We start from the raw sequence: 14,563 nt of genomic DNA on the forward strand, positions 1-14,563 counted from the left end.
CTTCGAAAAAAAGCCAAACGGGCCGGGACCCGTAGGTCCGCGGCCCGCTTGGCTCGAGAACTACTGCTGCGGAACGATGCTGACGGTCTTGCGACCGCGCTTGGTGCCGAACAGAACCGCACCGGCCGACAGCGCGAACAGCGTGTCGTCGCCGCCACGGCCGACCAGGTCACCGGGGTGGAACTTGGTGCCACGCTGCCGGATGAGGATCTCACCGGCGCTGACGACCTGACCACCGAAGCGCTTCACGCCGAGTCGCTGGGCCGCGGAGTCACGACCGTTACGCGAGCTGGACGCACCCTTTTTGTGAGCCATTGGAGGACGACCTACTTCCCGCTGGAGATGCCGGTCACCTTGACCTGGGTCAACGGCTGGCGGTGACCCTGGCGCTTGTGGTAGCCGGTCTTGTTCTTGAACTTGTGGATCCGGATCTTCGGGCCCTTGGTGTGCGCGGCGATTTCGCCGGACACCGCGACCTCGGCAAGCTTCGCCGCGTCGGTCACCAGGTCGTCACCGTCGACGAGGAGCACCGCGGTGAGCTTCACCGCGTCACCGGGGGCACCGGTGAGCTTCTCGACCTCGATCACGTCGCCCTCGGCGACCTTGTACTGCTTGCCGCCGGTCTTGACGATCGCGTACATCGGAGGCGGACTCCCTGTCGTTGAGGCTGCTGGCGGTCGTCCCCGTGGCGGCTCGCCGGGTAGCAGTGCACGGCGGCGCGGGCACACGGGAACTCGGCACACCAAAGGTGGGCCGCAGGCAAGAGTACGCCATCGCCGGCCCGGACCCCAAACCGGCCCGCCCTGCTCAGCGTGCGCAGAGCTGGTCGAGGCGCTGCTGAAGCCGGTCCAGCTCGGTCTCGTCGATCGACTCGACGTCGGCGCCGAGCGCGGCGACCTCCGTGCCGATGTCACTGAGCAGCGTTTTGAGCTGCGGATCGGTGGTCCGTGTCGACTGCTCCCGCAGTGCGGCCCGCCAGCCGGCCAGCGCCGTCTGCGCCCTCGTGCGGGCCGCATCGGCGGTGGCGGTGTTCCCCGCACCCACCGCCGCGACCATCCGGCCCAGCTCCGCCACGTACTCCCGGACGGCGGTGGCCCCGGCCTGCCGCGCCTCGGCGCAGACCTGCGCGTTGCCGCCCGCGACACCGCCACCCACAGGCGCACCGATCGAGCCTCCGGGAGCACCCCCGGACCCGGCGGCCGACCCGGAACCCCCGGCTGTCGGACCCGCCGGACCCGCACCGCCCGAACGGTCGGCGGAGCAGCCGGCGCCCATCGCGAGCACGGCGACCAGCAGATTGACGGCAAGCAGGCGACGCATCTTCTTCTCCTGACCGGGGGCCGGCCACTCCCGGCCCGGGGCGACCGGAACGGCGAGGTCCCTCCCCCGTCACATTGCCGGGAAAGGGACCTCGTCAAACACCGGGCCGGTCAGGCGTCAGGGGCGGGTCCGCCGCCGGGTGCCACCGCGGCGGGAGCGGCGACGCCCCGCACCGCCCTCGGCGGCCTCCTCGTCGGTGTCACCGTCGGCGAGCGCGTCCGGATCGTCCGCAGCGGCCAGCCGGGCCGACTCGCCCTGCTGACTGTCGGACACGGCAGGCGCCGCCTCGGTCTCCGCCTCGTAGCGGGACAGGTCGTACCCCATGGTGTCCTGGTAGTCGGCGTCCGGTTCGGCGCTGGTGTCGGTGTCGACGACCTCGACCACCGCGCGCTCGGCCGGAGCGCTCTTGCGCGACCGGCGGCGGGAGGACGCGGTGCCGGCCTCGACGGGCGGAGCGACCGGCGCCGACGAGGCGACCGCCTTGACCTTCTCCGCGGTCCCACCGGTACGTGGCTTCTCCGGCACCGGCTCGGTGTGGATGATGACGCCCCGACCCTTGCAGCACTCGCAGGTCTCGCTGAACGCCTCCAGCAGGCCCGCGCCGATCCGCTTACGGGTCATCTGCACCAGACCGAGCGAGGTGATCTCGGTGACCTGGTGCTTGGTGCGGTCCCGACCCAGGCACTCGGTGAGCCGACGCAGCACCAGCTCCCGGTTCGACTCCAGCACCATGTCGATGAAGTCGATCACCACGATGCCGCCGATGTCGCGCAGCCGGAGCTGGCGGACGATCTCCTCCGCCGCCTCCAGGTTGTTGCGGGTGACCGTCTCCTCCAGGTTGCCGCCGGAGCCGGTGTACTTGCCGGTGTTGACGTCGACGACAGTCATGGCCTCGGTCTTGTCGATCACCAGCGAGCCGCCGGAGGGCAGGAACACCTTCCGGTCCAGGCCCTTGATGATCTGCTCGTCGATCCGGTACTCGGCGAACACGTCGCTCGTGCCGACGTGCCGGCGCACCCGGTCGACCAGGTCCGGAGAGACGTGCGACAGGTACGACTCGACCATGCCGAACGACTGCTCGCCCTCGATGACCAGCTCGCGGAAGTCCTCGTTGAACAGGTCCCGGACCACCCGGATGACCAGGTCGGGCTCCTCGTAGAGCAGCACCGGCGCGCCGCCCTCGGCAGCCTTGGCCTGGATGTCCTCCCACTGCGCCTGGAGCCGCTTGACGTCGCGGGCCAACTCGTCCTCGCTGGCGCCCTCGGCGGCCGTACGAACGATCACGCCGGCGCCGTCCGGGACGAGCTTCTTGAGCACGTCACGCAGACGCTTGCGCTCGGTGTCCGGCAGCTTGCGGCTGATCCCGGACGCGTTGCCGTTGGGCACGTAGACCAGGTGCCGGCCGGAGAGGGCGATGTGGCTGGTCAGCCGCGCACCCTTGTGCCCGATCGGGTCCTTGGTGACCTGGACCAGCACCGAGTCGCCGGAGCGCAGCGCCTGCTCGATCGAGCGGGCACGCCCCTCCAGCCCCGAGGTGTCCCAGTTGACCTCGCCGGCGTACAGCACCGCGTTGCGGCCCCGGCCGACGTCGACGAACGCCGCCTCCATGCTGGGCAGCACGTTCTGCACCTTGCCCAGGTAGACGTTGCCGGCCATGGTGCCCGAGGAGTTGCGGGTGACGTAGTGCTCGACCAGCACGCCGTCCTCCAGGACGGCGATCTGGGTGCGGTCACCGCGCTGCCGGACCGCCATCACCCGGTCGACCGCCTCCCGGCGGGCCAGGAACTCCGACTCGCTGAGGATCGGCGGCCGCGTACGCCGCTGCTCCCGGCCGTCCCGGCGGCGCTGGCGCTTGGCCTCCAGCCGGGTCGAGCCGGACACGCCCTGGACCTCGTCGACAGTGCGACGCGGCTCACGGATCTTGACCACGGTCGGCACGCCGTCGTCGGCGGCGGCGCCCTCGGTGTCACCGGCGCCCCGGCGGCGGCGACGACGGCGACGGCGGGTCAACCCGTCCCCGCCCTCGGGCTCCTCGTCCTCGTCGCCCTCGGCCTCGGCGGTCTCCTCCTCGTCGGCCTGCGCGGCCTCGTCGGACTCGTCGTCCTCGGCGTCGTCGGCGCCGCCCTTGCCCCGGCCCCGACCTCGGCGGCCACGGCGGCGGCGACGGCGCGCGGCGGCGCTGTCGTCGTCGTCGTCCTCGTCCGCCTCGGTGGCCTCGTCGGCCTCCTCGGTCGGCTCCTCCTCGACCTCGACCTCGACGGCCTCGACCGGCTCGGCGTCGCGGCGACCACGCCGCCGCCGACGGGACGGCTCGGCCTCGACGGCCGGCTCCTCGGCCACCGGAGCGGGTTCCGCCGGCCGGGTCACCGGCACGGCGTCCGGCTGGGGCGCCATGAACAGCACTGTGGGCGCGGAGAGCGCGGCCCGCCGACGGCGGGTACGCGGCTGCTCGGCCTCGATGACCTCGGCCGGCTCGATCGGCTCATCGGCCACGTTCGCCACTGCCACACCGGGCGCGACATCGCCGGAGCGCTCCTGCGCGGCACCGAAAGCCTGCCCGGCGACGGGACCGCCCGGCAGGGCCTGCGTTTCGTTCAGCTCGGCTTCCGCCGCCCGCAGGTCGGACTCCGCCGGCGTCTCAGCGGCGTCCTCCTCGGCGACGGGCTCCTCGACAGCCGGCGGCGCCGCGGCGGGCGGCTCCGCGACGGCTGCGGGCTCCGCGACGGCGGGCGGCTCCTCGACGGCCGGCGTCGCCTTCTTGCGCCGGGTCCGGGTCACCTTGACCGGAGGAACGACCTCCGGGGAGGCCAGCTCCGCGCTGGCGGCGACCAGTGGCTCCTCGGCGGTCGTCTCGACGGGGGCCGCCTTGCGCCGGCGTCGGGGGGTCTTCGGGGCGACGTCCAGGTCACCGGAGATCGGGGCGAAGACCTCCGCCTGCGGTGACTCGACGGCGCCGGCCCCGCCGGTGGACGCCTCGACGGGCGCCTCGGCCTGCTCCGGCTGGTTGAGCGGGGCGGCCCGACGCCGGGTGGCCCGCGCCCGCCGCGGCGGTGCGGCCGGCTCGGCGCTCTCGGCGCCCGCCTGCTCCGCGCCGGTGGCGCCGTCGGTGGTGGTGCTCTGGTCAGCGGTGTCCCCGGCCGGCTGTGAACCGGTCCGTTCGCCGCCCTCGGGCTCGTTCTCGAGCATGGACGTTCTCCAGTTCTGGCTGCCCCGGGCGCGGGTGAGCGCTGCCACGCAGGGTCGCCGCAAAAGTGTTTCCGCCGGGCGCGCGTGGTGCGCGACCGCCGAAGTCTGCCTGCAAGAGCGCTGACCGTCGGTCAGTGCCCAACGATGGCTGCCCCGCCGCGGTCCGCATCCAACGGATCCACGATCGCACCCTGCGCGGTCAGCGTGCCCTGAGCCAGCCGGGTCACCCTCGGCGAGACCGGCGGCTCCAGGTCGGCCACCACGCGGAGGCCGGAAAGGACGTCATCGGGCCGTACGGACGGGGTGACCTGCCGCACGACCAGTTCGAGTATCGCACACGGTACGGCCGGCGCCCCGGAAGGCGTCTGCCTCGGGGAGATGACATCGATCGACATGACAGCCGCGCGGGCGTCGAAGGTGCGTCGCCCCTGCTTGGTCATCCGCTCGACCAGCACCTCGTCGGCGGCGGTGAAGGCGTCGACGGCGGCGCGCAGCGTCACCGGCTCGACCTCGGGCATCTCGATGTGCCAGTGCGACGCCTCGATCCGGTCCGCCAGGCTGCCACCGTCGGCGATCACCACCTCCAACACGTCCAGGCCGGGCGAGAGCGCGGCGTCCAGCGCCGCGCGCAGCGCCTCCGGCTCGACCGGCGCCTGGAGGCCGATCTCCAGGTACTCCGCCTCGCTCGCCACCCCGGTCGGTGCGGCGCTGGCGTAGGAGATCTTCGGGTGCGGGGTGAAGCCCTGGGAGAAGGCGATCGGTACGGCGGCACGGCGCAGCGCACGCTCGAATGCCCGGGCGAAGTCCCGGTGCGAGGTGAACCGCAGCGGCCCGCGCTTGGCGTACCGGATGCGGGCGCGCTGAACGACAGGCGCCTGCCCGCCCTCCGGCTGGTTTTTCTTACTGATCGTCTCGCTCCTCAGGCGGTGGGGGTTTTGAGGCCCTTGATCGGCGTCAGCGGCAGGAGCTTCTTGCCGGTGGGGCCGATCTGGATCTCGGTGTCCATCGAGGGACAGACACCGCAGTCGAAGCACGGGGTCCACCGGCAGTCGTCCTGCTCGAACTCGCTGAACGAATCCTGCCAGTCCTGCCAGAGCCAGTCCTTGTCCAGGCCCGAGTCCAGGTGGTCCCAGGGAAGGACCTCCAGCTCCTCGCGCTGCCGGGTGGTGTACCAGTCGAGATCCACCCCGAACGCCGGCAGCGTCTCGGCCGCCGCGTCCACCCACCGCTGGTAGGAGAAGTGCTCGCTCCACCCGTCGAACCGACCGCCGTTCTCCCACACCTTGCGGATCACCGAGCCGACCCGGCGGTCGCCCCGGGAGAGCAGGCCCTCGATCAGCGACGGCTCGCCGTCGTGGTAGCGGTAGCCGATGGCCCGACCCAGCGAGCGGTCCGAGTTGATCGCCTGCTTGAGGATCTTGAGCCGGTGGTCGATGACCTCCGGACGGTCCATCGCGGCCCACTGGAACGGGGTGTGCGGCTTCGGCACGAAACCGCCGATGGAGACCGTGCAGCGGATGTCCTTGGAGCCGGTGGCGGCCCGACCGGCCCTGATCACCTCGTGCGCCATCTCGGCGATCTCGAGGACGTCCTCGTCCGTCTCGGTGGGCAGACCGCACATGAAGTAGAGCTTCACCTGCCGCCAGCCGTTGGTGTACGCGGTGACGACCGTCCGGATCAGGTCTTCCTTCGACACCATCTTGTTGATGACCTTGCGGATCCGCTCCGACCCGCCCTCCGGGGCGAAGGTCAGACCGGTACGCCGCCCGTTACGGGACAGCTCCTGCGCGAGGTCGATGTTGAAGGCGTCCACCCGGGTCGAGGGCAGCGACAGCGAGACGTTCGTGCCCTCGTACTGCTGGGCCAGGCCCGAGCACATGTCGCCGATCTCCGAGTGGTCGGCGGAGGAGAGCGACAGCAGGCCCACCTCGTTGAAGCCGGAGAACTCCAGGCCCTCGCGGACCATCTGCGCGACCGTGGTGATCGACCGTTCGCGCACCGGACGGGTGATCATGCCGGCCTGGCAGAACCGGCAGCCCCGGGTGCAGCCCCGGAAGATCTCCACCGCGTACCGCTCGTGCACCGTCTCGGCCAGCGGAACGAGGGGCTTCTTCGGGTACGGCCACGCGTCCAGGTCCATCGTCGTGCGCTTGTGCACGCGGAACGGCACGTCCGCCCGGTTCGGCACGACCCGCTGGATACGGCCGTCCGGGAGGTAGTCGACGTCGTAGAAGCGCGGCACGTACACGCTCTCGGTGCGGGCCAGCCGCAGCAGCAGCTCGTCGCGGCCACCCGGGGCGCCCTCGGCCTTCCACTCCCGGACGATCGCGGTGATCTCCAGGACGGCCTCCTCGCCGTCGCCGAGCACGGCGGCGTCGATGAAGTCGGCGATCGGCTCCGGGTTGAAGGCGGCGTGCCCACCGGCCACGATCACCGGGTCGGCGTCGGTGCGGTCGGCGGCCAGCATCGGAATGCCGGCCAGGTCGATCGCGGTGAGCATGTTGGTGTAGCCGAGCTCGGTGGAGAAGGAGATGCCGAACACGTCGAAATCGCGCACCGGTCGGTGCGCGTCGACGGTGAACTGCGGCACGCCGTGCGTGCGCATCAGGTTCTCCAGGTCGGGCCAGACCGCGTACGTCCGCTCGGCGAGGGTGTCGGGCAGCTCGTTGAGCACCTCGTAGAGGATCTGCACGCCCTGGTTGGGCAGGCCCACCTCGTACGCGTCGGGATACATCAGCGCCCAGCGCACAGTCGCCGCGTCCCAGTCCTTGACCACCGCACCCAGCTCACCGCCGACGTACTGGATGGGCTTGGAGACCTGAGGGAGCAGCGGTTCGAGCCGGGGCCAGACGGAATTGGTCGCGGCCGCACGCGGCGTCGTGGACGGGGCACTCATGATGGCCAAGGGTACGCGCCCACCGGCCGGTGACCGCGCGCACGCCACGATGCCGCCCGACCGGCCACCGGTTCACGCACTCCCTCGGTGCCCGGTCGGCGGTGGTGGCGGCGCGGTACTAACCTCGGACCGGCGCGAGAGGAGATTGCCGCGATGCCGGAGCCCCAGCCGGGAGCACGGCCGGCCGACGGGCGCACCCCGGGCCCGGAGCCGGACGACGCTCCGGCGGTCGCCGACGAGTCGACCTCCCCACCCGTACCGCCGGACCAGCCCGCAGCCCCCGACCAGTCGGAACCCACGGCCGAGCCCCCCGCCCGGTCCCAGCCGGAGCCCGCGGCCGAGCCAGCGCCGACGGCCCAGGAGCCCGAGGCCCAGCCCGACCCCACAGCCCCGGAGCCCAAGGCCTCGGCGGGGCCGACGGCTCAGGCCGGGTCGGCGGATTCCCCCGTCGCGCCCACTGTGGTCCCCGCGCCCCGGTGGAGTGGGTCCGCGCCGGTCCCTCCCCCGCTGCCGCGCAGGCGCGCCTGGGGTGAGTCGGCCGAGCCGACTCCGCCGCCCCTGCCCGAGCAGCCGCCCGAGCACCGCACCCCTGTCGATCCCTGGGCCGGCGTGGACACCGGAGGCTGGGACCTGCCCTCCGCCGAGCTGCCGCCGCTGCCCCCGACGCTGGACTACCCGGCGCCCCCGTCGACCCGGCAGTGGTCCGGGCCACCCGCACCGCCGGTCGGAACGCACCCGGTCTCGCCGTCGCCCGCCCACCCCGCAGCGTCCGCCTATCCGACGTCGCCCGCCTACCCGGCACCCGCCTACCCGGTGCCGCCGGCCCATCCGGTGCCGCCGGCCCGGCCTACCCCGCCGGCTCAGCCCGGCACGGCCCGGCCCACCGCGCCGGTCCGGCCGGTGCCGCCGGCTCGGGCGCCGAAGCAGCGGCGGGGTGGGCGGTCGGCCACGCCACCGCCGGTCACGCCACCACCGGGCTGGGAAGCCCCCAAGGGGTACGTTCCGGTCCCGGTCCGTCGTCGACGTCGCTGGCCGTGGCTGCTGCTGCTCACCCTGGCGTGTTGCTGCGGGTGCCCCGCCTACTACGGCCTACCGATCTCGTCCCAGTACCCGGCCCGCGCCGCCCTGCCCGAGCAGGTCGTCGACCTGAGTCTGCGGCAGGACGACGGCAGCGCCGCGACGGCCCGACAGCTGGAGAACGAGGTACGCCAGGAGCACTGGCTGGCCGAGGACACGTTCGCCGGCGTCTACGACACGGCGGACGGCAAGCAGGTGACGGTCTTCGGCGGCACCGGCTTCCGGCTGAACCCGGAGGCGGACGCGGACGCGGAGATCACCCGGCTCACCGACCGCTACGCGCTGGAGGCGCCCGAGACGGTGCAGACCAGCGTGCGAGGTCGCCACGAGCGGTGCGCGATCGGCCGGCCGGCCGACGGTGACGTGGTGGTGTGCACCTCGGTCGACCACGGCAGCATCGCCACCGGGGTGTTCACGCGGCTCTCCGTTCCCGACAGCGCCGACCTGCTGAACACCCTGCGCAGCCAGATCGTCCAGCCCGAGAAGGGCTGAGCCCCGCCCGAGCACTGCGCTGGCGTGTCGCTGCGGTGGTCGGGCTGACGCGGTGGCCGGGCTGACGTCCCGGCGGCTCCCATCACGCAGCGTCACGCCGCAGGCAGACAACATGGTCAGCGGTGCATATACCTCTGAGTCATAAATATGACTCACAGGTATATCGCCTGTGACCAGATTGCCCGCCAGCTCGGCCGAGGCCAGAGGGCCCCGACACGCAGCGGCGCGAAACCCCAGGCCGAGAGCAGCAGCGCCGCCAAACGCGCAGCGCCGGCGAACGCGGTGGCCCCGGGTCAGGCGTCGCGGGTCGGGTCCGGGTGGGCGCGCGGCGGTGCGTAGCGCGGGACGTACTCCTGGCCGGTGAGCTTCTGGATCTCGCTCATCACCTCGTCGGTCATCTGGCGCAGCGAGGTGCGGTCGTCCGGGCGACCGGTGAAGTCCAGCGGCTTGCCGAACCGGACGGTGATCTTGGCGCTGCCGGGGCGGGGCACCCGGGCGCCGATCGGCTGGGCCTTGTCCGTGCCGATCGTGCCGACCGGGATGATCGGCACACCGGCGGAGATTGCCAGCCGGGCCGCGCCGGTCCGCCCCCGGTAGAGCTTGCCGTCCGGGGAGCGGGTGCCCTCCGGATAGACCACCACCAGGTCACCGCCCTGCAGCGCCGGAACGGCGGCGTCGAACGCGGACAGCGCGGCCCGCCCACCGGCCCGTTCGACGGGGATCGCGCCCAGACCGGTGAGGACGAACTTCGAGAACGCGCCCTTCACACCGGTGCCCTTGAAGTACTCCGACTTGGCCCAGAACGCCAGGTGCCGGGGCACCACAGTGCCGAGGAACAGCTCGTCGGCCACCGAGAGATGGTTGCCGGCGAAGATGGCGCCGCCGGTCTCCGGCACGTGTTCCAGACCCTCCACGGTCGGGCGGAACGCCAACCGCAGCGTGGGCGCCACGGTGAGCTTGCCGATGGTGTAGAGCAGGGGCACTGGTCCTCCGGCAGATGAGGTGCGAGCAGGCGGTGTCACGGTAGCGGACGCCTCCACACCTCCCGGACGGAGGTGTCGAGGCGTCCGCACCCGCGCTCTACGACCGGCGAACGGTGACCGTCACCCGCTCACCCTCGCCCACCTCGCCGGCGAAACCGTCGAGGCCCTCGGCGAAGTCGATGGAGTCGGCCAGCACCTCACCGGCGACGAAGTCGACGTACGCGCTCACTGCCGCGCGCACCTCTTCGGACGCCGACACCGACACGACGATCCGGTCCGACACGTCCAGGTCGGCGTCGCGGCGGGCCTGCTGCACAACCCGCACCACGTCGCGGGCCAGACCCTCGGCCGCCAACTCCGGGGTGACCTCGGTGTCCAGCACGACCACACCCTCGCCGCCGGGCAGCGGCGCGGAGTGCTCGGCGTCGGCCGCGACGAGACGCAGCTCGTACTCGCCCTCGGCCAGGGTGACGCCGGCGGCCACCGGGGCGCCGTCGACCAGCTCCCAGTCGCCCGCCTTGACCGCCTTGATCACCTGCTGGACCTGCTTGCCCACGCGCGGGCCGAGCGCCCGGGGCACCACGGTCAGGACCTGCTGGCAGTACTCGGACAGCTCCGCGCTGAACTCGACCGCCTTCACGTTGACCTCGTCGGTGATCAGGTCGGCGAACGGTCGCAGCTGCTCCGCCGCCGGCGAGGCCACGGTCAGCGTCGACAGCGGCAGCCGTACCCGCAGGCCCTTGGCCTTGCGCAGCGACAGCGCCGCCGAGGCGACCGCCCGCACGTTGTCCATCGCCGCGACCAGGTCGTGGTCGGCCGGGAACTCGCTCGCCTCCGGCCAGTCGGTCAGGTGCACCGACCGTTCCCCGGTCAGCCCACGCCAGATCTCCTCCGCGGTCAGCGGCGCGAGCGGCGCCACCACCCGGCAGAGCGTCTCCAGCACTGTCGACAGGGTGTCGAACGCGTTGGCGTCCCCGGACCAGAACCGGTCCCGCGAGCGACGCACGTACCAGTTGGTGAGCGCGTCCAGGTAGGACCGGACGGTGGCGCAGGCGCCGGAGATGTCGTACGCGTCCATCTGCGCGCCGACAGTCGACACCAGCTCGTTGGTCTTCGCCAGGATGTACCTGTCGAGCAGGTGCGTCGAGTCGGTGCGCCGCCGCGCCTGGTACCCGTCCGCGTTGGCGTAGAGCGAGAAGAAGTACCAGACGTTCCACAGCGGCAGCAGCACCTGCCGGACGGCGTCGCGGATGAGCGTCTCGGTGACCGCCATGTCCCCGCCGCGCAGCACCGGCGAGGACATCAGCATCCAGCGCATCGCGTCCGAGCCGTACGAGTCGAAGACGTGGTAGACGTCCGGGTAGTTGCGCAGGCTCTTGGACATCTTGCGCCCGTCCGAGCCGAGCAGGATGCCGTGGCTCAGGCAGTTGCGGAACGCCGGCCTGTCGAACAGCGCGGTGGCCAGCACGTGCATGGTGTAGAACCAGCCGCGGGTCTGCCCGATGTACTCGACGATGAAGTCACCCGGGTAGTGGTGCTCGAACCAGTCCGCGTTCTCGAACGGGTAGTGCACCTGGGCGAACGGCATCGACCCGGACTCGAACCAGCAGTCCAGCACCTCCGGCACCCGGCGCATCATCGACTGACCGGTCGGGTCGTCCGGGTTGGGGCGGACCAGGTCGTCCACCGCCGGCCGGTGCAGGTCGCTCAGGCGTACGCCGAAGTCCCGCTCGATGTCGGCGAGCGAGCCGTAGACGTCGAGGCGCGGGTAGTTCGGGTCGTCGGACTTCCAGACCGGGATCGGCGAGCCCCAGAACCGGTTGCGGCTGATCGACCAGTCGCGGGCGTTGGCCAGCCACTTGCCGAACGAGCCGTCCTTGATGTGGCCGGGCGTCCAGTTGATCTCCTGGTTCAGCTCGACCATCCGGTCCCGGAACGTCGTCACCGCGACGAACCACGACGACACCGCCTTGTAGACGAGCGGGGTGTCGCAGCGCCAGCAGTGCGGGTACGAGTGGGTGTAGGTGTCCTGCTTGAGCACCACCCCCCGCTCCTTCAGCTCCCGGATCACCGGCTTGTTGACGTCGAAGACCTGCTCACCCTGGTACGGCGGGACCAGCGCGGTGAACCGGGTGTGGTCGTCGACAGTGACGATGGTGGGGATGCCGGCGGCGTTGCAGACGTTCTGGTCGTCCTCACCGAACGCCGGGGCGAGGTGCACGATCCCGGTGCCGTCCTCGGTGGTGACGAACTCCGCGCCGAGCACCTGGTAGGCGTTCTCCCCGGCCTGCTCGACGAGGAAGTCGAACAGCGGCGTGTAGCGGCGTCCGACCAGGTCCCGGCCGTACACCGTGCCGACCTGCTCGAAACCGTCCAACTCCTTGGCGTACGCGGCCAGCCGCGCCGCGCCGACCACGTACCGGTCCCCGTCACGCTCCAGCACCGCGTACTCGATGTCCGGGCCGACGGCGAGCGCCAGGTTCGACGGCAGGGTCCACGGCGTGGTCGTCCAGACGCCCAGCCGGACCGGCCCGCGCACCAGCTCGGGCGCGGACTCGTCGGCGGTCAGCCCGAACCACACCGACAGGGTCGGGTCGTGCCGGTCCCGGTAGACGTCGTCCATCCGGGTCTCGGTGTTGGACAGCGGCGTCTCGCAGCGCCAGCAGTACGCCAGCACCCGGAAGCCCTCGTAGATCAGACCCTTGTCGTGCAGGGTCTTGAAGGCCCACATGACGCTTTCCATGTAGTCCAGGTCGAGGGTCTTGTAGTCGTTGGCGAAGTCGACCCAGCGGGCCTGCCGGTTGATGTACCGCTCCCAGTCCTGGGTGAACTCCAGCACCGAGGTGCGGCAGGCCTCGTTGAACCGGGCCACCCCCAGGTCGATGATCTCGGCCTTGCTGGTGATGCCGAGCTGCTTCTCGGCCACCACCTCGGCGGGCAGGCCGTGGCAGTCCCAGCCGAAGCGCCGCTCGACGTGCCGGCCGCGCATGGTCTGGTAGCGCGGCACCACGTCCTTGACGTAACCGGTGAACAGGTGGCCGTAGTGCGGCAGGCCGTTGGCGAACGGCGGGCCGTCGTAGAAGACGTACTCGTTCTTGCCGTCGTCGCCGGCCGGGCGGGCCTCGACGCTGGCCTCGAAGGTCTTGTCGGCCGTCCAGTGCTCCAGCACCCGGCGCTCGACCGCGGGCAGGTCCGGGCTCGCCGGGACACCGGCGGCGGTCGGGTCGTGCAACGGATAGGCCATCGGGTGTCGCTCTCCTCATGCAGCTCACTCAACGTGGGTCTGCGAGGACGAACCGTCCGGGGTACGCCTGGAAAACGGCGCTCCCGGGTGGTCCGCGGTACCACCCCGCTTGGCGGTCAGGATCGACCGCCCGCTCATTGCCGGCTGTGACGGGCCGCACCCGTCCGGTTCTACTGGGCCGGTTGCCCGGCTGTTCTTCCGGAGGCTCACCGGTGATGGCCGGGTCATCGCCTTACGGTGCTCAACGATACTCGACCCGCCCACCGCCGCGCCGCCGAGTAATGGCGCGCGCGGGGACCCTAGGCTTGGCGTGTGATCCGGATCGAGTTGGACGAGCCGACGCTGGCCCGCACCCGGATCGCCACCAGCCCGCTGTGGGAGGTGTTGACGAGCCTGTACGTGCTCAAGCGCAATCCGGGTGAGGCGCCCTGGCCGTACACCGGTTGGGCGCGGCACGCCCGGCGGGTCCTCGCCGAGGTGCCGGCGACCGCACCGGTCCGGCTGCTGAGCGTCGGCTCGCGGGCGCCGGATTTCCTCAGCCCGGTCCCCACGTCCGCCGCGCCGACGCTGGGCGAGCAGCTCGCCGAGCTGCGCGCGACGCCGGCCGAGGTCATCGCCGAGCAGATCCCCCGCTACCACCGCCTGGACGACCTGCCCGGGTGGCTGAGCCCGTTCGTGACGGACCGGCAGGCCGCCCTGGACCGACTCGCCGAGGGCATCGAGGCGTACTGGGACGCGGCCATCGCGCCGTGGTGGCCGGCGATGCGGGCGGCGCTGGACGAGGAGGTGCTGCACCGGGCGCGGGCGCTCGCCGCGGACGGCCCGGACGCGCTGCTGGCCGACCTGCACGAGCGCGTGCGCTGGGACAAGCCGGTGCTGACGCTCAAGAAGCCGTTGGAGCAGCACTTCGAGGCCGTGAACCAGCGGCTGCTGCTCGTTCCGCTGATCTTCTCGCGGGGCGCGCTCACCTGCTCCACCGACCATCCCGAGATCGTCGCCGTCTCCTACCAGGCCCGCGGGGCGGTGCTGCTCGCCGAGGGCGCGCCGGCTTCGGCGTCTCGGGCCGCACCGACCACCGACCGGTTGGCGGTGCTTGTCGGCCGGGGCCGGGCCCAGGTGCTGCGGGCGTTGACCCGGCCGGCGACCACGGCGGGTCTCGCCGCGACCCTGGGACTGGCCCCGAGCACCGTCTCGGAGCAGCTCTCCGCGCTGCTCGCCGCCGGCGTGGTGCACCGCCGTCGGGTCGGCCGTCGGGTGCTGTACGGCCTGGAGCCGGCCGGCGTGGCCCTGGTGCAGCTCGTCGGCGACGTGCCGACGTCCGCCTCGGCCTGAGGATTCGGCCCGGCCCGAATTCGTTTCCCACCC

At 72.1% G+C, this 14,563-nt stretch carries 10 protein-coding genes; 2 read left to right on the plus strand and 8 right to left on the minus strand.

Features of this window, described 5'->3' with window-relative positions; translation table 11 throughout:
• Positions 1-60: 60 nt before the first annotated feature.
• From rpmA to AB0K10_RS30775, 6 genes are all read right to left on the minus strand, one after another.
• Positions 61-315, minus strand: a complete 255-nt coding sequence (gene rpmA / locus AB0K10_RS30750; protein ID WP_074313740.1) for a 50S ribosomal protein L27 — start codon at positions 313-315, stop codon at positions 61-63.
• Between the two features lie 11 nt (positions 316-326).
• On the minus strand, positions 327-641 hold the full coding sequence (gene rplU / locus AB0K10_RS30755) for a 50S ribosomal protein L21 (RefSeq protein ID WP_007464063.1): 315 nt from the start codon (positions 639-641) through the stop codon (positions 327-329).
• A gap of 166 nt (positions 642-807) precedes the next feature.
• Entirely contained in the window at positions 808-1,320 is a 513-nt protein-coding gene (locus AB0K10_RS30760) for a hypothetical protein (protein WP_363689320.1), read from the minus strand.
• Between the two features lie 117 nt (positions 1,321-1,437).
• Positions 1,438-4,506 carry an Rne/Rng family ribonuclease gene (locus tag AB0K10_RS30765; protein WP_363689322.1) on the minus strand — a complete coding sequence of 1,023 codons (3,069 nt, stop codon included), beginning with the start codon at positions 4,504-4,506 and terminating at the stop codon, positions 1,438-1,440.
• A gap of 131 nt (positions 4,507-4,637) precedes the next feature.
• On the minus strand, positions 4,638-5,357 hold the full coding sequence (locus AB0K10_RS30770; protein WP_363689370.1) for a TIGR03936 family radical SAM-associated protein: 720 nt from the start codon (positions 5,355-5,357) through the stop codon (positions 4,638-4,640).
• Positions 5,358-5,425: 68 nt separating this feature from the next.
• The gene (locus tag AB0K10_RS30775; protein WP_363689324.1) at positions 5,426-7,402 is read right to left on the minus strand and encodes a TIGR03960 family B12-binding radical SAM protein; all 1,977 of its coding nucleotides are present in this window, start codon (positions 7,400-7,402) and stop codon (positions 5,426-5,428) included.
• Between the two features lie 153 nt (positions 7,403-7,555).
• On the opposite strand from AB0K10_RS30775, the gene AB0K10_RS30780 reads away from it, so the two are divergent.
• Positions 7,556-8,971 carry a hypothetical protein gene (locus AB0K10_RS30780; protein ID WP_363689326.1) on the plus strand — a complete coding sequence of 472 codons (1,416 nt, stop codon included), beginning with the start codon at positions 7,556-7,558 and terminating at the stop codon, positions 8,969-8,971.
• Between the two features lie 293 nt (positions 8,972-9,264).
• Here the strand turns inward: AB0K10_RS30780 and AB0K10_RS30785 are convergent, their stop codons facing one another.
• Together AB0K10_RS30785 and ileS are read right to left on the minus strand one after the other, a co-directional pair.
• Positions 9,265-9,954 carry a lysophospholipid acyltransferase family protein gene (locus tag AB0K10_RS30785; protein ID WP_363689328.1) on the minus strand — a complete coding sequence of 230 codons (690 nt, stop codon included), beginning with the start codon at positions 9,952-9,954 and terminating at the stop codon, positions 9,265-9,267.
• A gap of 97 nt (positions 9,955-10,051) precedes the next feature.
• Complete coding sequence (gene ileS / locus AB0K10_RS30790; protein ID WP_363689330.1) at positions 10,052-13,198, minus strand: isoleucine--tRNA ligase; 3,147 nt, start codon at positions 13,196-13,198, stop codon at positions 10,052-10,054.
• Positions 13,199-13,510: 312 nt separating this feature from the next.
• Between ileS and AB0K10_RS30795 the strand changes: the two genes are divergently transcribed.
• On the plus strand, positions 13,511-14,530 hold the full coding sequence (locus AB0K10_RS30795; protein WP_363689332.1) for an ArsR family transcriptional regulator: 1,020 nt from the start codon (positions 13,511-13,513) through the stop codon (positions 14,528-14,530).
• Positions 14,531-14,563: the final 33 nt, after the last annotated feature.

The sequence above is a fragment of the Micromonospora sp. NPDC049274 genome, assembly GCF_040678875.1.
Classification (GTDB): domain Bacteria; phylum Actinomycetota; class Actinomycetes; order Mycobacteriales; family Micromonosporaceae; genus Micromonospora.

What these genes read in the sequence shown, in the direction of transcription:
- rpmA (WP_074313740.1), bottom strand. Translation starts at nt 315, where the DNA reads ATGGCTCACAAAAAGGGTGCGTCCAGCTCGCGTAACGGTCGTGACTCC.
- rplU (WP_007464063.1), bottom strand. Translation starts at nt 641, where the DNA reads ATGTACGCGATCGTCAAGACCGGCGGCAAGCAGTACAAGGTCGCCGAG.
- AB0K10_RS30760 (WP_363689320.1), bottom strand. Translation starts at nt 1,320, where the DNA reads ATGCGTCGCCTGCTTGCCGTCAATCTGCTGGTCGCCGTGCTCGCGATG.
- AB0K10_RS30765 (WP_363689322.1), bottom strand. Translation starts at nt 4,506, where the DNA reads ATGCTCGAGAACGAGCCCGAGGGCGGCGAACGGACCGGTTCACAGCCG.
- AB0K10_RS30775 (WP_363689324.1), bottom strand. Translation starts at nt 7,402, where the DNA reads ATGAGTGCCCCGTCCACGACGCCGCGTGCGGCCGCGACCAATTCCGTC.
- AB0K10_RS30780 (WP_363689326.1), top strand. Translation starts at nt 7,556, where the DNA reads ATGCCGGAGCCCCAGCCGGGAGCACGGCCGGCCGACGGGCGCACCCCG.
- ileS (WP_363689330.1), bottom strand. Translation starts at nt 13,198, where the DNA reads ATGGCCTATCCGTTGCACGACCCGACCGCCGCCGGTGTCCCGGCGAGC.